The sequence below is a fragment of the Sagittula sp. genome, assembly GCF_052825245.1.
This window is the reverse complement of sequence record NZ_JBRBWD010000008.1, coordinates 25,905-45,624: the sequence shown is the minus strand read 5'-3', so window position 1 is coordinate 45,624 and position 19,720 is coordinate 25,905. Positions and strand designations below refer to the sequence as shown.

General features: G+C 67.0%; 14 protein-coding genes. 7 read left to right on the top strand and 7 right to left on the bottom strand.

What is annotated here, in order from left to right; translation table 11 throughout:
- Positions 1-150: 150 nt before the first annotated feature.
- The 6 genes from ACU0DV_RS02340 to ACU0DV_RS02315 all read right to left on the bottom strand — a co-directional run bounded on the left by ACU0DV_RS02340 (position 151) and on the right by ACU0DV_RS02315 (position 10,126).
- Positions 151-3,228, bottom strand: a complete 3,078-nt coding sequence (locus tag ACU0DV_RS02340) for a Hint domain-containing protein (RefSeq protein ID WP_446241410.1) — start codon at positions 3,226-3,228, stop codon at positions 151-153.
- A gap of 338 nt (positions 3,229-3,566) precedes the next feature.
- The gene (locus ACU0DV_RS02335) at positions 3,567-4,280 is read right to left on the bottom strand and encodes a hypothetical protein (RefSeq protein WP_446241411.1); all 714 of its coding nucleotides are present in this window, start codon (positions 4,278-4,280) and stop codon (positions 3,567-3,569) included.
- A gap of 165 nt (positions 4,281-4,445) precedes the next feature.
- Entirely contained in the window at positions 4,446-6,683 is a 2,238-nt protein-coding gene (locus ACU0DV_RS02330) for a molybdopterin cofactor-binding domain-containing protein (RefSeq protein WP_446241412.1), read from the bottom strand.
- A gap of 3 nt (positions 6,684-6,686) precedes the next feature.
- Complete coding sequence (locus ACU0DV_RS02325) at positions 6,687-7,142, bottom strand: (2Fe-2S)-binding protein (protein WP_100930086.1); 456 nt, start codon at positions 7,140-7,142, stop codon at positions 6,687-6,689.
- Between the two features lie 172 nt (positions 7,143-7,314).
- Positions 7,315-8,148: a tryptophan 2,3-dioxygenase gene (gene kynA / locus ACU0DV_RS02320; RefSeq protein ID WP_283980502.1), complete on the bottom strand. Its 834-nt coding sequence runs from the start codon at positions 8,146-8,148 to the stop codon at positions 7,315-7,317.
- A gap of 121 nt (positions 8,149-8,269) precedes the next feature.
- Positions 8,270-10,126 carry a sigma 54-interacting transcriptional regulator gene (locus tag ACU0DV_RS02315; protein WP_446241413.1) on the bottom strand — a complete coding sequence of 619 codons (1,857 nt, stop codon included), beginning with the start codon at positions 10,124-10,126 and terminating at the stop codon, positions 8,270-8,272.
- Positions 10,127-10,356: 230 nt separating this feature from the next.
- Between ACU0DV_RS02315 and ACU0DV_RS02310 the strand changes: the two genes are divergently transcribed.
- The 7 genes from ACU0DV_RS02310 (at position 10,357) to ACU0DV_RS02280 (ending at position 16,068) form a co-directional block, all read left to right on the top strand.
- Positions 10,357-11,724, top strand: coding sequence for a CmpA/NrtA family ABC transporter substrate-binding protein (locus tag ACU0DV_RS02310; protein WP_100930089.1), 1,368 nt, complete (start codon positions 10,357-10,359; stop codon positions 11,722-11,724).
- Between the two features lie 3 nt (positions 11,725-11,727).
- Positions 11,728-12,558, top strand: a complete 831-nt coding sequence (gene ntrB / locus ACU0DV_RS02305) for a nitrate ABC transporter permease (protein ID WP_100930090.1) — start codon at positions 11,728-11,730, stop codon at positions 12,556-12,558.
- Positions 12,559-12,684: 126 nt separating this feature from the next.
- Entirely contained in the window at positions 12,685-13,593 is a 909-nt protein-coding gene (locus ACU0DV_RS02300; RefSeq protein ID WP_100930091.1) for an ABC transporter ATP-binding protein, read from the top strand.
- A 65-nt stretch (positions 13,594-13,658) separates the two neighbouring features.
- Positions 13,659-14,129 carry a cyanase gene (gene cynS, locus ACU0DV_RS02295; RefSeq protein ID WP_283980500.1) on the top strand — a complete coding sequence of 157 codons (471 nt, stop codon included), beginning with the start codon at positions 13,659-13,661 and terminating at the stop codon, positions 14,127-14,129.
- A gap of 88 nt (positions 14,130-14,217) precedes the next feature.
- Complete coding sequence (locus tag ACU0DV_RS02290; protein ID WP_446241414.1) at positions 14,218-14,679, top strand: nuclear transport factor 2 family protein; 462 nt, start codon at positions 14,218-14,220, stop codon at positions 14,677-14,679.
- A 392-nt stretch (positions 14,680-15,071) separates the two neighbouring features.
- The gene (locus ACU0DV_RS02285) at positions 15,072-15,638 is read left to right on the top strand and encodes an N-acetyltransferase family protein (RefSeq protein ID WP_446241415.1); all 567 of its coding nucleotides are present in this window, start codon (positions 15,072-15,074) and stop codon (positions 15,636-15,638) included.
- A gap of 4 nt (positions 15,639-15,642) precedes the next feature.
- The gene (locus ACU0DV_RS02280) at positions 15,643-16,068 is read left to right on the top strand and encodes a hypothetical protein (RefSeq protein WP_446241416.1); all 426 of its coding nucleotides are present in this window, start codon (positions 15,643-15,645) and stop codon (positions 16,066-16,068) included.
- 7 nt (positions 16,069-16,075) lie between these two features.
- Here ACU0DV_RS02280 and ACU0DV_RS02275 read toward each other — a convergent pair whose 3' ends face one another.
- Positions 16,076-19,630: an AAA family ATPase gene (locus ACU0DV_RS02275; protein ID WP_446241417.1), complete on the bottom strand. Its 3,555-nt coding sequence runs from the start codon at positions 19,628-19,630 to the stop codon at positions 16,076-16,078.
- Positions 19,631-19,720: the final 90 nt, after the last annotated feature.

Below are 19,720 nucleotides of genomic sequence, written 5' to 3'. Positions count from 1 at the left end.
GACGCAGCGGCAAGCGAGGGAAGCGGTTCGGCGCGGGTTGTGCACCGCCTTTGCACAGGGCGCGCGCATCCCCTTCGGCACCTTGCATCTTGTGGTTTTGCGGGCGCTCTCGGTCCTCGTCCGCCGCTTGTGCGCCTCATCCGCAGGGCGTCACGCCGCCTGCCTGAGCGACTGTGTCATCTCCTTCAGAAGCATCTCCGTCTCGTGGCGCTTCAGGCAGGGGCGGGCGGTGGCGCCGTACCATTCGGTGCCCTCCACCAGTTGCGGGAAGACCTCGATCAGACCGGCGTGCAGGTCCGGCGTGAGGCTATCCAGCGCCTGCGGACCGATGAAGAAGCTTTCGGAGGCCACGCCTTCCGCCCAGATCACCTGGTGCCGGTCGAGCGCGAGGTGAACGTAGGTCACTTCGTGGCCTTGCTGTCGGGTCACGCCCTCGGCCCCCACGAGATGGGTGGCGGCGGCAAAGACCTCTTCCTCGCCGAACAGAAGCTCTGCCTCGAAGCCCTCGATCAGCAGCCGGTGCTGCGGCGAGACAAGCAGCGGACGCGGATCGCGCAGCGCCGGATCGGTCGGCAGCGTGTGGGGCGCGATCCTGACCGGGGCGGTCTTTCCGCGGGCGAGGCGGCGGCTCTGGCCGATCCAGCGCAGCGGTTGCGGGCCGTCATCGCGGGTCTCGATCAGGTCGCCGGGGCGCAGCGTCTCGACCGCGCGATAGCCCGTCGTCGTCAGGATGCGCGTGCCCGGCGTGTAGCAGATCACCTGGTCGATGTTGGAGAAGCTGACCAGGGTGCCATCGTACATCTGTACGGTGCCGGTCAGCTCGCCGTCCACGTCTGATGTGATGACCATGGTGCCGCGGTCGGCCACGCCGTTCAGGTTCAGCGTGTCGCCGCCGGTCTGTCCGGTGGTCGAACCTTCGATGAAGATCGCGGCAGACCCGGCCTCTGCCAGGTCGACCAGCGTTATGGTGTCGTCGCCGTCGCCCGCGTTGATCGTGTCGCCCTGGGCCGCATAGATCAGGTCGTTGCCTGCCCCGCCGAGGATGCTGTCGGCGCCTGCTTCGCCCGCCAGCACGTCGTCGTTCGCGCCGCCGTCCAGCGTGTCGGCGCCCGCACCCCCGAGGAGCGTGTCGTTGCCGCCGTCGCCCTGCAGCAGGTCGTCGCCCTCGTTACCGTAAAGCCAGTCGAAGCCGACGCCGCCGAGGACGGTGTCGTTGCCGGTGCCCGCGTCGACCGTATCGTTGCCGGACCCGGCGCTGATGGTGTCGCTGCCCGCGCCGCCGGTGATCGAATCCGAACCGCTGCCGCCGTCGATTGTGTCGTTGCCCAGACCGCCCAGCAGCGTGTCGTTTCCGGTCCCGCCAGAGACGTAATCGTTGCCGTCGCCGCCATCGACGCTGTCGTTGCCGTCTTCACCGTAAAGGCTGTCGTCGCCCGCCAGACCGGCAATGGTGTCGTTGCCGCCGCCGCCGTAGATGACGTTGGTCCAGATGCCATCGGCGTCCGACCCCTGCGCGTCGTAGCCGGTCAGGCTGTCGTCAAAGGCAGAGCCGATGATGCCGTCCAGCCCGCCGCCGTTGGTGTCCCCGGTCGCGTCGCCGCCCGAGAAGGTGTTGGTCGCAAGGTTGACCGTCACGCCGGAACCGGAGGACGCGTAAGAGGCGTAGTCGAGCCCCGTGCCACCGTTCAGCACATCGGCCCCGGCACCGCCTTCGAGCGTGTCGTTGCCCGCGCCGCCGACCAGGGAATCGTTGCCCGTCCCGCCAAACAGGCTGTCCGCGTCGTCCTGACCGTCCAGCGTGTCGTTGCCCGCACCGCCGTCGAGCGTGTCGGTGCCTGTCCCGCCCAGCAGGCTGTCCGTGCCGTCGCCGCCGAACAGGCGGTCGTTGTCGGCGCCGCCGTCCAGCGTGTCGTTCCCGGCCTCGCCGTAGATCGTGTCGTTGCCGGTGCCGCCGGACAGGCTGTCGTTGCCCTGCGCAATCGGCACGGCCTCGAACTGGACGTCGGTGACCCAGATGCCCTGGGTGTTGGTCTGGAGGTTGCCGTAGATGATCTCGACCGTCTTCACCGGCCCGGCGATCTCGATCAGGGCCGAACCGCCCGCGTCGCTGGTCGCCTCTGCCACCGTGCCCGCGGTGATCGTGTTGCCCGACACCGTGTCGGTGCTGCCCGGCGTGATCGTGACGGCGACGGGATTGCCGTCCGCGTCATAGGCGTTGATCGTGATCTGATCGGTGTGGTTGTTGGCGCCCCAGTCGATGTCGTTGATGCGGAACGAGACGTTGACCACTTCGTCCTCGACCGACGCACCGGCAGAGCGGCCGAAGGTCATGGTCGTGCGCGAGGTGGCGCCATCCCCCTGGCCGTAGAGGTAGAGGGAGGACGTGCCGCTGAACCCTTCTCCGGCCTGCGAATATTGTGTCTGGCTGGTGTCGACCTGGAAGGTGGGGTTGTTGTTGCCGGTGCTGACGAAGCCCAGCGTGACGTCGATGTTGCCGGTATCCTGGGTGAAGCCGCCCGCGAGGTTGGTGCCGCTCGCGCCCTGCTGGCTCCAGTTCAGGTCTTGGGCGATGTTGGCGGGCGTGTAGCTGCCGTAGTCGCCGTAGATCAGGTCGGCGCCGTCCTGGCCATGCACCGTGTCGTTGCCCCAGCCGGCGACGACCGTGTCGTTCCCGGCGCCCGCCGCGATGGAATCGGCGTTGGTGCCGATGGTGTCGTCGGGGCTTTCGCCATGGATGTCCACGAAGGTCGGGTCGATGGAGTCGTTGCCCGAGGTGCCCTCGATCACGCCGTTTGTGTAGTCCCGGAACGAGAAGGCGATGTCGCCCGCCGTGACGTCCGGGTTCGAGTCGTAGCCGGAGACGGTGTACGACCTGCCCGCCACCATCGGCTGTTCGGACAGGGTGTAGAATCCGCTGGCTCCGCCGCCTTCGATCTCGAGCTGTGCGACCTGGAAGGTCTGTCCGGTCACGCTGTCGGTGACGGTCCAGACGATCTCGGCGTCCATGCTGACGTTGGTCGAGGTGCCGGAGGTCGTGGTCGCCGTACCGAAGGCGCTCTCCGCGCCGGCGCTGTCGTCGTCCAGCGTGTAGCCCTGAACGCCCGCTTCGTTGTCGGTGATCGAGGCGGTGGCGTTGTAGGTGGATGGCCCGGTCCAGGTGAAGCTGCCCGAGGTGGGGATCACGCCCTGCGGGTTGAAGGAATAGAACTCTACTCTGTACGTGGCCATGACATACCGATCCTGTGCCCTCCCGGTACACGCACGGGGGAGGGTGCGCCCCTTGGGGCGGCGACTGCTCGAAACAACGGCCTCTCAGGGGCCTTCCGTTGATCGGTCTACGGGAGTGGATGGGCGGTTTTGCGGAACAATCGCGTCAAATTCGCGTCAAATGTGACGGACTGGGAAACGCGGGCCGTACGCGTCGTTTGGCCGCCACCATTGTGCGAAGGGGCGACACGACCGCCTTCGGTGACGACCTCTCAGGTCACGGTGCCTGCCGGTTACGGTGAATCTTCACCGATGGCGGCACATCATTCATTGCCGGAAGTGGGACGGGCAACGGCCCGTCAGGCCGCCCTTGCCAATGTCTCCGGCGATCCACCCCGCCTGCGCGACGGATAAAGCTCGCGCAGGCTGAGGTTCGTGACAATGTCGTTGAACGGATTGAATGAAGCGTAATGCGCCTGTGCGAGGTGCCAGAAGACGTGCTCCTGCCGCCGGAAGACGCGCAGGAACAGGTCGCGGTGATCGGCATGAAATGCCCCCGGGTCGCCGTCCATGGGATCGAAGGCATCGTCCGACGCACTGCCTCGCAGGGTGGCTTGGGGATCCGTTTCTGACCGGAAGATGTTGGTGAGCGTGACGGCCAGGAAGTCCGCCGGGCTGCGCCAGTGGCTGCGCGCGCCGGTGAAGGGCGTGTCGTCATCGAGACCTTGGCAGGCCAGCATCACCCGCGCCAGCGCATGGACAAGGAAGGCGTCCGGATCGCCCTGCCACGGGCCGTTCCGGTCTTCCGCCTGCAGGTCTTCGGGAGAGAACTCCAGCACGAAACCGCGGCCCTTCCGGTGCAGGCTGCCTTCTGGCGTCAGCGCACCGGAGGTCCGCGGCACGATCAGCAGCGGGCGGTCGATGTAGGCGATCAGGTAGGTGGCGAGGAAGTGCCAGCCGGGCGCGATTGCGTTCAGCCGCGTCTCTGTTTCGTCCAGCCACGCGGTCCCCTGTGCCGCATCGGTCCGAAGGGTGATCCGGTCGTTGTATCGCCGTTGCTTTGCGCCGCGCATGATGTGGTCCTCCTCCTGAAAAAGATCCGGGCTGATAAATCCGGGGTTCAATTCATGAGGGAGACATGGGGGCATTGGGGCGCGCGGCCAACGGCGGGATTCCCTACCCGCTAAAGGCGAACGCCCGGCAAGGGGCCGGGCGTTCGTGGTCAGATGCAAAGACGGTCAGACGTAGAAGTCGACGTGGTGCTTGAGCGGCAGGGTGCGGTAACGCTCGCCGGTCAGGTCGAAGATCGCGTTGGCCAGCGCGGGGGCGGCGGGCGGTGTGCCCGGCTCCCCGATGCCGCCGATGTGTTCCTGCGTCTCGAGGATGCGGACACGGACCTGCGGCATCTGGGTGATGCGCAGCGGCTCGTAATCCGGGAAGTTCCTCTGCTGGACGGCGCCCTCGGCAAAAGTGATCTCTTCGCCGATGGCCGCCGAAAGCCCCATGGCGAGACCGCCGGTCAACTGCGCCTCGATGTTGTCGGGGGCCAGCGCCACGCCGGGGTCGGCGGCCATCCAGGCCCGCGTGACCCGGATCGCATCGTCCTGCATCCTGACCTCGACCACCACGGCCACGGGCGTGCCGAAGCTGTAGCACATGGCAACGCCGCGCCCGACGCCCTCGGGCTTCTCGTCCGTCCAGCCGGACATCTCCTTGACCGCGTTCAGAACTTCCCACGCCGGCAGGAACTCGTCCCGGCAGAGTGCCTGGCGGAACTCGATCGGGTCGGTCCCGGCGGCATGGGCCATCTCGTCCATGAAACTTTCCATGAAGAAACCGTTGATCGACGAACCGACAGAGCGCCAGAACCCGACCGGCGGCATCTCCGACGCGGCAAAGCCCTGCACGCGGTAATTGAAGATGTCGTAGGGCTGGTTGAAGGCGCCCTCCACGATGGCCTGGTCCGGACCGCCGGGCGCAAAACCCGCCGCGCGCGTCAGGGCAGGGCCGGTCACCGGGGCCGAGGAAATGCGCGCCTCCAGCATCTCGGCCGTGCCCTCGCGCACCGCACCGCGGAACCGCGCGATGGCAGCGGGGCGGTAGAAATCGTGGGTCATGTCCTCTTCGCGCGAATAGGTCAGCAGCACCGGCGAGCCGGGCACCTCCTTGGCGATCCGCGTGGCATAGCGCACCGCGTCGACCTCGCCGCGCCGGCCAAAGCCGCCGCCGAGGTAGGTCACGGTCATCTCCACGTCGTCCTCGTCGAGGCCCGCTTCCTCTGCCGCGACACTGACCGCGAAGGTGGGCATCTGGCTGCCGGTCCAGAGACGCAGCTTGCCGCCGTCGAACCATGCGTTGCAGCTTTGCGGTTCCATCGTCGCATGGGCGAGGAAGGGCACGCGGTACTCCGCCTCGATCTGCTGGGCGTCGCGGTGCAGGCGTGTCACGTCGCCGTCGTCCCGCAGCATCGAGTCCGGTTCCTTGTCGAAGGCCTGCTCGAGCGCCTTGGCCAGCGCGGCGTCGTCCTTCTGGTAGCGCGCCGCATTCCATTCGACCGGAATGCGGTTCACCGCGTCCTGTGCGATCCAGGTGTTGCTGGCGATCACCGCGAGGCCGTCGCCAAGGTCCACCACCTTCTCGACCCCCGGCATGCGCGAGACCTCGAAGGCGTCGAAGTCGCGCACCGTGGCGCGGGTGGGGGCAAGGCGAATGGCCGCGAACTTCTGACCTGGCAGGCGGGTGTCGATGGCGAAGGTCGCGGTGCCGGTGGTCTTGGCGGGGATGTCCACGCGCTGGAACCGGGTGCCGAGGATCTTCCACTCTTCCGGCTCGCGCAGTTCGATGCGCGGCGCCTCCAGTTCGGCGGCCTCCGCGGCAAGTCGGGTGTAGGGGATCTTCGTGCCGTCCGGTGCGATGACGTTGCCCTTGTCGGTGACCAGCTCTGCGGGCGAAACGTCAAGCCGGTTGGCAGCCGCCTGGACCAGCAGTTCGCGCGTGGTGGCGCCGACCACCCGCATCCGCTCGAACCCGTCCTTCATCGCCGTCGACCCGCCCGTCACCTGCAGCGACATGACCTTGCCCACGTGGCCGATCAGGTCGCCGAGGGAACGCTGGAGGGAGGAGGCGTCATAGCCCTTGCCCTCGACCGCGAGGCCCAGCATCGCGTGGTTGTAATAGGCCTGCGCGGGCGGACCGTGGATGATGCGGATCTGGTCGAGCGTGACGTCGAGTTCCTCGGCGATCAGCGCGGCCCATGTGGTCATCGTGCCCTGGCCCATCTCCGCGTGGGGGGCGACGACGGTGATGCCCTCGTTGTCGATCACCACCCAGGGGTTCAGCGCGGTCTCGCCCTCGCCGGGCTCGAGCGGGTTGGGGGCGGGTTTCGCCACGTACCACGCGGCAAAGGCGGCGCCGCCGGCCACGGCGAGCGTGCCGAACAGGAAGGTGCGTCGGGCGATCTTGCCGATGCTGGACATGGATCAGGCTCCTTGCGCGGCGGACTTGATGGCGGCGCGAATGCGGGGGTAGGTGCCGCAGCGGCAGAGGTTGCCCGCCATGGCATCGTCGATCTGCTGGTCGGTGGGGTTCGGCACCTCTTCCAGGAGGGCCGCCGCCTGCATGATCTGACCCGACTGGCAGTAACCGCACTGCGGCACCTGCGCGTCGATGAAGGCCTTCTGCAGGCGGTGCAGCGCGTCGGGCGTGCCCAGTCCCTCGATGGTGGTCACGTCGCCCTCGACACTGTCCAGCGGCGTCACGCAGGCCCGTACCGGCTGGCCGTCGATGTGCACTGTGCAGGCGCCGCAGGACGCGACGCCGCAGCCGTATTTGGTGCCCGTCAGGTTCAGCGCATCGCGCAGCACCCAGAGGAGCGGCACGTTGCCGGGCAGGTCGACCTCGTGGGCGGTTCCGTTGACGGTCAGGGTGAAAGGCATGGGATCTCCTTCGGGGGAGCTTTGATTTGGCGGGCCGCGATGTCGCGCCCTTTTGTCCGATTGTGCGGCTTCCCGCGCCAAGGTCAAGGCGTGGCGCCCCGGCGGCCCCAGCTTTCCCGCGCTGTTGCTGCGGCGTGTCGCAGGTGCAACCGGCAGCCGCGGCACCCTGCGATTACAGATCGGTGCGCAGGGTCCAGAGATCCGGGAACAGCTCCACTTCCAGCATGCGCCGCAGGTAGCTGACGCCGCCCGTGCCGCCGGTGCCGCGCTTGAGGCCGATCACCCGCTCGACCGTGGTGACATGGTTGAAGCGCCAGCGGCGGAAATAGTCCTCCAGGTCCACGAGCTTCTCTGCAAGTTCGTAGAGATCCCAGTGCGCCTGCGGGTTGCGGTAGACCTCGGCCCAGGCTTCGCGAAGCGCGGGGACGGGCGCGTGCGGTCTGGCGCGGTCCCGCTGCATTGCCTTGTCGGGCAGGGGGATCGCCTGCGCCAGCCGCTCCACGGCGAGATCGTAGAGCGAGGGCCGGGTCAGTTCTTCCTCCAGCCGCGCGGCGATCTCGGGGCGGTGGGCGTGGGGGCGGATCATCGCGGGATTGCGGTTGCCCAGCAGGAACTCGATCTCGCGGTACTGGTAGGACTGGAAGCCCGAGCTCTGCCCCAGCGTCTCGCGGAAGGTGGTGTAATCCGACGGCGTCATGGTGCGCAGCACGTCCCACGCGCTGTTGAGCTGTTCGAAGATCCGTGTCGTCCGGGTCAGGCGCTTGAAGGCGGGGCGCACGTCTTCGCCGGCAAGGTCGGTGCGGGCTGCGTTCAGTTCGTGCAGGGCCAGCCGCATCCAGAGCTCGGACGTCTGGTGCTGGATGATGAAGAGCATCTCGTCCGGCGCCTCCGACAGCGGTGCCTGTGCCGAGAGGATCGCGTCGAGGTGCAGGTAGTCGCCATAGGACATGGACCGGTCAAAGGACATCTGCGCGCCTTCGCCGGAGGGATCATAGGGCTCGGTCATGGCTGGCTGTCCTGTGTCGAAAAGGTCTGAAGAACCGATATGCGAAGTCGGCAGCAAGGTAAATTCGTGCTCGCTGCAGATGGGCAGAGCGAGAGGTGCGCCGCCCGCCACTTGCAGCGCCTCAGCTGGTCGGAGAGGACCACATCGCCGGGGTGATGCCGGACTTGCGGATCCTGGAATAAAGCGTCGTCTGCCGCACCCCGAGGATGTCTGCCGCGCCGCCGGGCCCCGCGACCCTGCCGCCGGTCTCCCTCAGGCAGGCGACGAGGTTCTCGATCTCCGCCGCGCGGAACTCCTGCTCTGTCAGGATCTTCCCGGCGGGCCGCCCGCTGGCGGGCAGCGAAGCATCCAGCCCCTCGATCCGCAGCTTGTCGCCTTCGGACACGATCAGGGCGCGTTCCATCACGTTCTCCAGCTCGCGCACGTTGCCGGGCCAGTGATAGGCCACGAGCTTGCGGATTGCGCCCGTGGTGATCGTCGGCTCCGCGCGTTTGGTGCGGCGGCAGGCGAGACGCAGGAAATGCGCGGCCAGAAGGGGGATGTCCTCGGTGCGTTCGCGCAGCGGGGTCAGGGCGATGGGGAAGACGTTGAGGAAGAAATACAGGTCCTCGCGGAACCGACCGGCCATGACCTCGCGCGACAGGTCGCGGCTGGTGCAGGCGATGATGCGGACGTTGACTCGCCGCTGGCGGTCCTCGCCGACGCGGGTGATGGTCTGGTCGCGCAGCGCGTCCAGCAGCCGCCCCTGAAACTCGAGCGGCAGGTCGGCGACCTCTTCCAGGAACAGCGTGCCGCCGTGCGCCAGTTCGAGCCGCCCGGCCTTGTCGATCCCGCGTCCGTCGCGGCGGACCTGCCCGAAAAGCTCGCTGTCGATGTTGTCGGGCAGGGCGGCGCAGTTCAGCCGGATCATCGAACGGCGCCTGCGGTCCGACGCCTTGTGCACGGCGGCGGCGACCAGCGACTTTCCGGTGCCCGACTCGCCGGTGATCAGCACGTTGGCATCGGTCGGTGCCACCAGTTCCACTTGCTTCAGCGTCCGCTGGATCGCGGGGGCTTCACCCACCACATCGTAATGCGCGCGGGCCGAGCTGATCTCTTCCTGGAGGTAGGCGTTCTCCTGTTCCAGCCGGTCGCGCAGGGCGTCGACCTCGGCCATTGCGTCACGCAGCCGCCGCTCGCTTTCCTTGCGGTCGGTGATGTCGCGGAAGATCACCACGGCACCGGCCAGCACCTGCCCGTCGTAGATCGGGGTCGAGACGTATTCGACCTGGATCGGGCGGCCGTCCTTGCGCCAGAACACCTCGTTCTCCACGCGGCTGACACGTTCGTTGCGGAACGAATGGTAGATCGGGCAGTCGCGGTGATCGTAGGGCGTGCCGTCGAGGTGGCGGTGGTGGATGATCGCGTGGGTGTCGCGGCCCAGCAGATCCTCCGCCGACCAGCCCAGCATCTCCTGCGCGGCGCGGTTGACGAAGGTGGTCTGTCCGTCCGCGTTGATCCCGTAGATGCCTTCGCCCGCCGCATCGAGGATCAGCTGGTTCTGGCGTTCCAGTTCCGAAAAGAAGGTCTGGGTGCGCTTCCACTCCATCAGGCCGGAGCGGTGGAGTGTGCCCGCCTCGGTGATGTCCTGCCGCGCCTGAAGGTCGTCGAGCGGGACGAGCGCGATCAGCAGTCGGTGGCCGTCCGCGGTGCGGAGGTAAGTGCCGTTCAACTCGCAGGGCCGCGGTTCGCCCCCGGGCAGGAGCAGGCGGAGCTCGCGGGTCCAGTGGCGGCCGTAGTGCTGCACCCCGTCGGCAAAGACCACGAGATGACCGGCGTCGCCGTCGAGGCAGTCGAGGAAACTCTCCCCGGCCAGCGGACGCCCCAGAAGGCGTTCGGCGTCCGGATTGGCGGCGCAGATGCGGTCGGTGGCCGGGTCCACACTGACGGCGGGCCAAGGCCACAGGTCAAGGATCGAATCGGGCGACAGATCTTTCATGCGGAAACAATACCGCAACGCAGCATCCGTGTTACGAAAAATCATAAATTACGAAAATTCGTATTTTATTGGGATGCGGTGAGCGGGTCAAACAATTGATTTTACGATGCATTCAATCAATCCGCGTTTCCCGAAAAATCGTCAACCGACGCGACGGACCGCGTTAACCTTTTCCCATCAGACGCGGTCAGTCCTCGAAAGACCGGGCATCAACACGGGAGACGGAACACATGAAAAGTCTGGGGAACCCCTTCGATCCGAAGTCCGACCTGCGCCACGGCGCAGGCTGCGGATGTGCAAGCTGCAAGGAAACCGCCGCCGAGACTGCGGCACCGGACACCACCGACGCGATGCTGGAACGGGCCGTCGAAAGCGCGGTGGTCCGGTCGATGTTCGGCCAGAACGACCTGAGCCGCCGGTCCTTCATGGGCATGGTGGGTGGCACCACCTTCGCGGCGGCGCTGGCCTCGGTCTTTCCCATGGACAAGGCCAAGGCTGCGATCCTCGACGAATTGGGCACGCCCGAGAAGACCGACCTCAACATCGGCTTCGTGCCGATCACCTGTGCGACGCCGATCATCATGGCGCAGCCGCTCGGGTTCTACGAGAAATACGGGCTGAACGCGCAGGTCATCAAGACCGCCGGTTGGGCCGTTGCGCGGGACAAGTCGCTGGCCGGCGAATACGACGCCTCCCACATGCTGACGCCCATGCCGCTCGCGATGACGCTGGGCGCGGGCTCCACCGCCAGCCCCTACATCATGCCCGCGGTCGAGAACATCAACGGGCAGGCCATCGTCCTGCACAACGACCACAAGGACAAGCGCGATCCCAAGCAGTGGAAGGGCTTCACCTTCGGCGTGCCCTTCGAATACTCGATGCACAACTTCCTGCTGCGCTACTACGTGGCGGAGCACGGGCTGGACCCCGATGTCGACATCCAGATCCGCGTCGTCCCGCCGCCGGAGATGGTGGCGAACCTCAGCGCGGGCAACCTCGACGGCTACCTCTCGCCCGACCCGTTCAACCAGCGTGCGGTCTGGGAGGGCATCGGCTTCATCCATGTCCTCACCAAGGAGATCTGGGAAGGCCACCCCTGCTGCGCCTTCGCCGCGCCGCTGTCCTTTGCCCAGGAACTGCCGAACACCTACGGCGCGCTCCTGAAGGCGATCATCGACGCAACGCAATACGCCCGCGTCCCGGAGAACCGCAAGGAAATCGCCGAGGCGATCAGCCCGACGAACTACCTCAACCAGCCGGTTCCGGTGGTCGAACAGGTGCTGACCGGCACATACGCCGACGGTCTGGGCGAGGTGAAGCAGGTGCCCGACCGCATAGATTTCGACCCGTTCCCATGGCACTCCATGGGCGTCTGGATCCTCACGCAGATGAAGCGGTGGGGCTATATCGAGGGTGACGTCGACTACCGCGGCGTGGCCGAGCAGGTCTACCTCGCCGCCGACTGCAAGAAGATCATGAACGATCTGGGTTACGACGCGCCGGACGTCACCTACACGTCGCACACGATCATGGGCAAGACCTTCGATCCGGCGGACCCGGAGGGCTACGTGAAGTCCTTCGCCATCGGCAAGGGCTGAACCATGACGCTCTCCCTGAACCAGAAGGCAGCGATCCTGTCGCTTCTCCTGCTGGCGGTCGGCCTCCTCGTGTGGGAGGCCGCCATCCCCGGCCAGAAGCCGCTGTCCGAGATGACGGAATACGAACGTCTCACCGGCGGCGGTGCCCAGAAGGCCGGGGTGCCGCCCCCGTCGCAGGTCCTCGCGAAGGCGTGGGAGCAGTTGTCGAACCCGTTCTACGATGCGGGCCCGAACGACAAGGGCATCGGCATCCAGATCGGCTATTCGATCTACCGGGTGCTGACGGGCTATGCGCTGGCGGCGCTGGTTGCCCTGCCGCTCGGTTTCCTGATCGGGATGTCGCCCATAGCCTACAAGGCGCTCAACCCCTTCATACAGGTGCTGAGGCCGATCTCGCCGCTCGCATGGATGCCACTGGCGCTGTTCATCATCCAGGACAGCGAGGCCTCTGCGATCTTCGTGATCTTCATCTGTTCGATCTGGCCAATGCTCATCAACACCGCCTTCGGTGTGGCGGGTGTACGGTCGGACTGGGTGAACGTGGCGCGCACACATGAACTGGGGGCATTGAAAACCGCCTTCACCGTGATCCTGCCCGCCGCGGCCCCCACCATCATCACGGGCATGCGCATCTCCATCGGCATCGCGTGGCTGGTGATCGTCGCGGCCGAGATGTTGGTCGGCGGGACCGGCATCGGCTACTACGTCTGGAACGAGTGGAACAACCTCGACCTGACCTCCGTCATCTTCTCGATCCTCATGATCGGCGTCGTCGGCATGTTGCTGGACTCGGCCTTCGGGGCGCTCCAGCGGGCGGTGGCCTATGCGGAGTGATCCACAAAGCGCGCGTCCGTGCCTCCCCGAAAGGGGGCATGGCGCCGCCGCCGGACCAGACCGCATCCGCGGCGCCCGCCGGCCGAGGCGTGACGCCCAAGCCCCCCAATCCGAAAGGCCCTCGGCATGACCAAACCCTATCTGAGCGTCGAGAAGCTGACCCAGTCCTTCCCGGACGGCAAGGGCGGCACGATGACCGTCTTCGAAGATGCCACCTTCGGGGTCGAGAAAGGCGAATTCGTCTGCATCCTCGGCCACTCCGGCTGCGGCAAGTCGACGATCATGAACATCCTCGCCGGTCTGGCGGAGCCCACCTCCGGCGTCGTCAAGATGGACGGCTTCGAGGTGTCGGGACCGTCGCTCGACCGCGGTGTCGTCTTCCAGAACTACTCGCTGCTGCCGTGGCTCTCGGCGCTGCGCAACGTGATGTTTGGCGTCAAGGCGCGGCATCCCGACTGGTCCCGCGCCAAGGTGGCGGAGCATTCGGAGCAGTATCTGTCCATGGTCGGGCTGGAGGGCGACGCGATCCACCGCAAGCCCGCGCAACTGTCGGGGGGCATGCGCCAGCGCGTGTCCATCGCGCGCGCCTTTGCGAACCACCCGAAGCTGCTGTTGCTGGACGAACCCTTCGGCGCGCTCGACGCGCTCACCCGGGGCACGATCCAGGAGGAACTGCTGAAGATATGGAGCCGGACACAGCAGACCGTCTTCATGATCACACACGACATCGACGAGGCGATCCTCCTGGCCGACCGCATCCTTTTGATGACCAACGGGCCGCTGGCGCGCGTGGCGGAGTCGGTGGAGATCACCATCGACCGTCCGCGCAACCGGACAGAGATCGTCGAGCACCCGAACTACTACGCCATCCGCAACCACCTGGTGCAGTTCCTCGGACGGCGGTCGAAGGAGCTGGCGGGCCAGCCCTCGAACGGGGTGCCGCAATCGCCGGAAACCGTGCGCATCGACCTGACGGAAACCCCGACCGAAGACGACAGCGACGACAGCCCGCGGCTTCGTGCCGTGCACCGATGACCCCGCGGCCCCGGGCCGCTGATCTGAGCCGTGCGGCTTGAGGCCGCCATTCCAAGGAAAGACCCATGAAAGACAACTACGAGGTGCCCAAGATGATGACCAAAGAGGACGTCACCGTGATGATCCTGTCGGCCAAGAAGCAGGCCGGCCTGACGTGGGAGGGGATCGCGGACAAGATCGGCATGTCCCCTGTCTGGACCCACTCCGCCTGCATGGGAATGAACGCGATGCCGCCCGAGAAAGCCGAGCTTCTGGTGTCGGTCATGGGACTGCCGCAGGAGGCCGCGGGCGTGCTGGCCGAAAGCCCCACCAAGGTCTGGGAACAGACGGTGCCGACCGACCCCTGCATCTATCGCCTGTATGAGATCGTCGGCGTCTACGGTCCCACGATCAAGGCGCTGATCCACGAGAAGTTCGGCGACGGCATCATGTCCGCCATCGACTTCGACATGCAGATCACCCGCGTGCCCAATCCCAAGGGCGACCGCGTGAAGATCGAGATGTCGGGCAAGTACCTCGGCTACAACAGCTGGTGAAGTCGTGGCGGGCGTGACGCCTGCCACCCCCACTCAACGGTCCGGTCCCCGCGCAGGGTGCCGGACCGGCATATCGAAAGGCCCCGGCATGTCCCGCCCCCCGTTTCCCCCCTTCACCGAGGAAAGCGCCCGCCAGAAGGTGCGCATGGCCGAGGATGCGTGGAACACGCGCGATCCCGACCGGGTCGTCCTGGCCTACACGGAGGACACGTTCTGGCGGAACCGCTCGGAGTTCCTGAGGGGCAGGGGCGAGATCCACGCGTTCCTGACGCGCAAGTGGCAGCGAGAGAACGACTATCGCCTGATCAAGTCGCTCTGGGCGTTCACCGGCAACAGGATCGCCGTCCGCTTCGCCTACGAATGGCACGACGACTCAGGCCAGTGGTTCCGGTCCTACGGCAACGAGAACTGGCAGTTCACCGAGGCGGGTCTCATGGCCGAGCGCCACGCCTCGATCAACGATGTGCCAATCCAGGCCGACGAAAGGCTCTTCCACTGGCCCTCAGGTCCGCGGCCCGAGGACGTGGCGCCACCGTCGGGATTGTTCTGAAAGGCTGCTCGCAGGAACGTCGAACGACAGGCGTATGTAATGTCGCCTGACTGTCCGTCTGGATGGTGACGCGCGTGGCATGCGTTCCCCAAATTTCAGTGTGCCGGTTTTTAGCGATGGACAGCGAAGGGGCTTAAACGCGGCTTTCTCCGATCCGGAGCCCTGCATTTCCAAGGCGTTGATCTGACCACACGCTGGTCAACGCTGCGGGGGTCTTCCAGTCGCGCAGCCATCGAACTCACGACCCGTTCCGTTCGCCGAAGCCAACATCGTCAACTTTCACGGCCATTTCACGCCCCGAGAGCGGCGCCTTTCACGCTGATCGTCCAAATCCCGGATCAAGGTCGAACCCAAAGACTGCCCGCAGGGGCCGGGAACATCGCGAGGACGAAATGAACAGCATGATCGAACCGATTTCGGCCTGCGCCGCAGGCATCACGACGCTGCGCCACGTGCGCCCTTCGGATGCCGATGCGATACAGGAAATACTGCAGTCGGATCACGTCAATCGCGGCACGATGCGCTTGCCGTTCGAGTCGCCCGCAGGCGTTGCGCAACGCATCGCCGAGGAACCGGGCGTGGTAAAGATCGTCGCGCTGCGGCAGGGGGCGGTTGCAGGATATGCGTCCATGGTGACCTATCCCTCCCTCCCGAGGCACTGGCATTGCGCCGAGGTCGACATCGTTGCCGTCCACCCCGATCACCGCGGGCACGGCATCGGCCGCCACATGCTGCAACAGCTGATCGATCTCGCCGACAGGTGGCTGCAGGTCCGCCGCCTCTCCCTCACCGTCTGGGCGGGTAACGAAAAGGCGATCGCTCTCTACCGGTCACTCGGTTTCTCGATCGAAGGGACCATGCGCCAGTTCGTGTTCGTGGATGGCGCATACGAAGACGCCCACATCATGGGCCGACTGAAAGCCGTGCCGTGGCCATCGGCCCCCGCAGGTTCGGAGTAGGACGATGGGTGTCCCGTTTCTCGAACAGCCCGTCAGGGGCAGCGATGGATGGCCCTTGTCCGGCGCGACGAGCGGCAGCGTCCGTCCTTTCGAAGCCGGTGTCCTTTCGATGCACCACATGCCCGACAAGGCGATGGCGTCCTTCCACACCGCTCTCCGCCTCGCGCCGACCTTCGTGATGGCGCATGTGGCCATGGCACATCTGGTCCTGTCGGAAGACCCCGCGGCCGGACGGGCCATGACCCGCTTGCTCGCGCCGTTTCCAAGGACCGACCGTGAGGCGTCCCACCTGGCCATTCTGGCGGGCTGGGGCGAGGATGGCGCTGATACGTCCGCGCTCGACCGGCATCTCGCGGCATGGCCGGGCGACACCCTGGCCACCGCGCTCCTCGTTGCCATGCAGGCCGCGCGCCCGCTCGCCACGGGATAAGACCCTCTCAGGGGGCGTCGGCCAGGGAGCCCGAGTTCTCCAGCATCCGTGCCATGTCTTCCAGGCAGGCCGCGCGCAGGTCCGTGGCCAGCACCCGCCGGGCTTCGGGTTCAGATGGCCAGAGCAGCAACACAGCGGACCGGACGTACAGCGACGCCAGTCCGATGGGTTCTTCTGCGGCATAGCTTGTCAGCGCGTCCATGTGCCGGCGTGCCAGATCCCGGTCGGCGTCGCTGATCGCCCGCTCGATGACGCTGGAATGGAACCAGATGACGGCGTGTGAAAGCGCACCCCGTTCGAGGCAGGTCAGCCCGTCGGCGATGGCGCGGTCTCTCTCCGCCGTGCTCTCTGCGCAGATGGCGGCCAGCCCGAGGATCGTGCCGCCGATATAGGCGTCGTCCACCGCGTCCGGCAAAAGCGGGGCAAGCCGCCGTCGGGCCGCCTCTGCATTCCCCCGGCGCCATTCGAGGAACGCGTAAAGCGTCTCCACGTCCTTCGAGAAACGGTTCTCGCCCCGGATGGACGCCAGTTTCTCGATCGCCTGCAGGTCTTCCTCCAGCCCGGCCAGGTCGCCGTTGGCAAGGCGCATTTCGGCCCGCACCTCGCGTGCGATCATCTCCGTCCGAATGGCACCGCACTGGACGGCGCTGTCGACGGCGATATCCGAGAGCAGGCTCGCCTGCGGGCCGGGCTCGGCAAAGAACAGCGCGAAGGCCCGCATGAAGAGGTACTCTTCGCGGACAAGACCAAGGCCCGCCTGTTCCGCGGTTTCAATCGCCTTCGTGAAATGGCGATAGGCCGTGGCAAAGCGCCCCGCGGCATAGGCGGCGTCCCCGATCCCGCCATGCCCGCGCGCGATGCCGCGCGGGGCGCCTGTCGCCTCGGCCGCGGCGAGGGCGGCGCGATGGTGACGCATGCAGGCGGCATGGTCTCCGCGCACGAAGGCGCGGTTGCCGCGTTGTTCGTGGATCTCGGCGCGTCCCGATCCGGTCAGGCCGATGTCATCGGCGATCTCCTCCGCGGCGTCGAGAGCCCGGTCCGCCTCGTCCCCGCGACCCAGCCGGTGCAACACGAGCGCCTGGCGGCACAGCATCGCGACGCGGGTCTCGGACCGGATGGCGCGTGCATGAGCGGCCCGGTAATCCTCCAGCGCGCCGGCCATGTCGCCGCGGACCCTGCGAATGCCTGCACGGCAGGAATAAAGCTCGGCGCTGGCCTCCGCGTCGCTGTCGCGGGCGAAGCCGGCTTCGAGGTACGGATAGGCTGCCGAGAAGCGCCGCGCCGCAATCATCGCGTTGGCCGCAGCGACGGCTGCATGTCCTGCATCCGCATCGTCGGCGGCCTTCAGGGCGTGCTCGGCCCAGCTTATGGGATCGTGCCCGCGGAAATGCGCGGCAGCACGGGCATGCCAGGTCTGGCGGGTCTCCTCGGGGATGCTTTCGTAGACCGCACGGTGGATCAGGTCGTGACCGAAGGCGAGCCCCGTTTCCGTTTCGTGCAGGAGATCGCCGTTCGCCCGGAGCGATGCGGTTTCGGGAAAGATGGCGGACATGTCCCCAGGATCGAAGCTTGCGCCCAGAATGGCCGCCGTCCTGAGCGCGGCGCGTTCCTGCTCCGGCAGCCGCTCGATCTGTTCCTGCACGAGTTCGGTCACGGTTGCGGGCAGGGCGCCTGCGGTCCAGCCCGCCTCGATCAACCGTATCAGAAAGAGCGGATGGCCCGCGGCCCGGTCGATTGCCTCCTCGGCTGACGCGAAGCCCGGGGCCACGGCCTGGACAAGTTCCCGCGCCGCCGCCTCCGGCAAGGGGGCGAGCGAGATCCGCGAAAGGCCGGACTTGGCCCGCGTGGCGATGCGGTGATCGAGGCTGCCGGGGTGCGGGCGTTCCGTCAGCAGCAGCAGGATGGGGCTGTCGCGCAGGCGGGCCTGCAGCGCGAGGATGAAATCGCCCGCACCATCGGGGCGCCAGTGGCAGTCTTCGATCAGGATCAGCAGCCCTGTCTCTTCTGCCGCGCGTTTCAGTGCGGCGGACAGGACGTCCAGTATCCGCTCCTGCTGCGCTTGCGGGTCGAGAGCGCTCAAGCGCAAACGCGCTTCGCCTTCGTCTTCGGGATCGGTCAGCCATCTCCAGATCGCGCGCTCTATGGGCGGTGCCTCGGGATCGGGGACCGGAGGCGCCGACAACCCTGCTATCATCCGTTGCGCGAGATGACGCGAGCCCGGAGAGAAGGCATCGAAGCCGCAGACGGCGATCGCCATGCCGGCCCGTTCCGACAGGCGGATGACCTCGCTGGCGAGGCGGCTCTTGCCGATGCCCGCTTCGCCGGACAGATGCACGGTCAGGCTGCTGGACGACTGGCGCACCCCGGCGACCGCGGCTTCGAGCTGCGCCAGTTCCATGGCCCGACCTACGAGCGGCAGAACCGGTCTCGCGCGCATCGCATCGGGCCGCAGGGGCACCATGCTCTGATCCGGTTCGATTGCGAGACCGACCCGCGCGGCAAGGTCTCGCGTCGCGAGGATGGACCCGGGATCGGCCCGGGCGGCCATCCGGCGGGCCTGTGCAATCGACCGCGCGGCGCCGTCATCCTGCCCATCGAATGGCACCAGCCCGAAGGACAGGGTCCCGCCCGCCGCTTCGGACAGCTCGAGCGCGCGGGCGCAGACCTCCCGAAGGCGCATGTCGCGATAGACCAGGGCAATTTCGCCGGGACCGGAGTCCTGTTCGACGGCACCGTGACCAGACGCGCGGTCGCGCAGCATGGCGTAGTGGGGCGCGCCCTCCGCCTCCATGCCGAGAAGCAGGTAACCGGCGGGGTCGGGGGCGGCGGGCGCAGGCACCTCGACCGCGCCTGGAGTGGCACTCTGGCCGCCGCCACGCCGGATCCGGTCGTATAGCGCGCGCGTTTCAGGTTCGGGCGCGCTGTTCATGTCCCGGCGCAGCGCGGCTTCGAGGCTTTCGAACCGCGCGCGTGCTGCGCCGCGCATCCCGTGGGCCGCGTCGATCTGCATCAGGCGGCGATGGGCGACCTCGTTCAGTGGATCGAGACTAAGCAGACGATGCGCAAGCGCCGAGGCATCCGCGCCGTCGTCCGCCCGGTCCAGGGCCCGGGCCAGAGCCTCTGACGCCAATCCGGCCAGCCGCGCGCGCTCAGCCGCGATGGCATGCCCGAGGTCGGGCGTCGAGGCGTCCAGACCTTCGAGGAAGGGACCACGGTACAGTCGCGCGGCCTCGACCGGATCGTTGCGGGTCAGGGCCGCGTGGAAGGCATCGAGGTCGGTGCCGACCGCGTCGCCCAGCCGAAGGTCGTCTCCGTCCGTCTCGACCCATCCTTCGCCGGCCGAGCGGCGGATCTGGGCGAGGGCCTGCCGCAGGCTGACCCGGGCCTGATCGCTGTCGCTTGCCTCCCACAAAAGCGCGGCGAGGCGCACCCGGGGCATGGTCCGGCGACGCGCCGCCGCCAGCAGGCCAAGCAACATGCGGGCCTTTCGCGCGGGAATCGCGACAGGTGCGCCATCGCGCGACAGGGCGCATCCTCCGAGACAATCGAGCCAGAGCTTCATCCTTTCACGCTCCTTTCACGCCACGCCACCGAGTCGTTTCACGCCGAAAGCAGAGAACGCCCACACGACTTGCAACCAGGTGATACGAAC

Bases quoted from the DNA above. Each gene is read 5' to 3' on its own strand.
- ACU0DV_RS02340 (WP_446241410.1), bottom strand. From the start codon at position 3,228: ATGGCCACGTACAGAGTAGAGTTCTATTCCTTCAACCCGCAGGGCGTG.
- ACU0DV_RS02335 (WP_446241411.1), bottom strand. From the start codon at position 4,280: ATGCGCGGCGCAAAGCAACGGCGATACAACGACCGGATCACCCTTCGG.
- ACU0DV_RS02330 (WP_446241412.1), bottom strand. From the start codon at position 6,683: ATGTCCAGCATCGGCAAGATCGCCCGACGCACCTTCCTGTTCGGCACG.
- ACU0DV_RS02325 (WP_100930086.1), bottom strand. From the start codon at position 7,142: ATGCCTTTCACCCTGACCGTCAACGGAACCGCCCACGAGGTCGACCTG.
- kynA (WP_283980502.1), bottom strand. From the start codon at position 8,148: ATGACCGAGCCCTATGATCCCTCCGGCGAAGGCGCGCAGATGTCCTTT.
- ACU0DV_RS02315 (WP_446241413.1), bottom strand. From the start codon at position 10,126: ATGAAAGATCTGTCGCCCGATTCGATCCTTGACCTGTGGCCTTGGCCC.
- ACU0DV_RS02310 (WP_100930089.1), top strand. From the start codon at position 10,357: ATGAAAAGTCTGGGGAACCCCTTCGATCCGAAGTCCGACCTGCGCCAC.
- ntrB (WP_100930090.1), top strand. From the start codon at position 11,728: ATGACGCTCTCCCTGAACCAGAAGGCAGCGATCCTGTCGCTTCTCCTG.
- ACU0DV_RS02300 (WP_100930091.1), top strand. From the start codon at position 12,685: ATGACCAAACCCTATCTGAGCGTCGAGAAGCTGACCCAGTCCTTCCCG.
- cynS (WP_283980500.1), top strand. From the start codon at position 13,659: ATGAAAGACAACTACGAGGTGCCCAAGATGATGACCAAAGAGGACGTC.
- ACU0DV_RS02290 (WP_446241414.1), top strand. From the start codon at position 14,218: ATGTCCCGCCCCCCGTTTCCCCCCTTCACCGAGGAAAGCGCCCGCCAG.
- ACU0DV_RS02285 (WP_446241415.1), top strand. From the start codon at position 15,072: ATGAACAGCATGATCGAACCGATTTCGGCCTGCGCCGCAGGCATCACG.
- ACU0DV_RS02280 (WP_446241416.1), top strand. From the start codon at position 15,643: ATGGGTGTCCCGTTTCTCGAACAGCCCGTCAGGGGCAGCGATGGATGG.
- ACU0DV_RS02275 (WP_446241417.1), bottom strand. From the start codon at position 19,630: ATGAAGCTCTGGCTCGATTGTCTCGGAGGATGCGCCCTGTCGCGCGAT.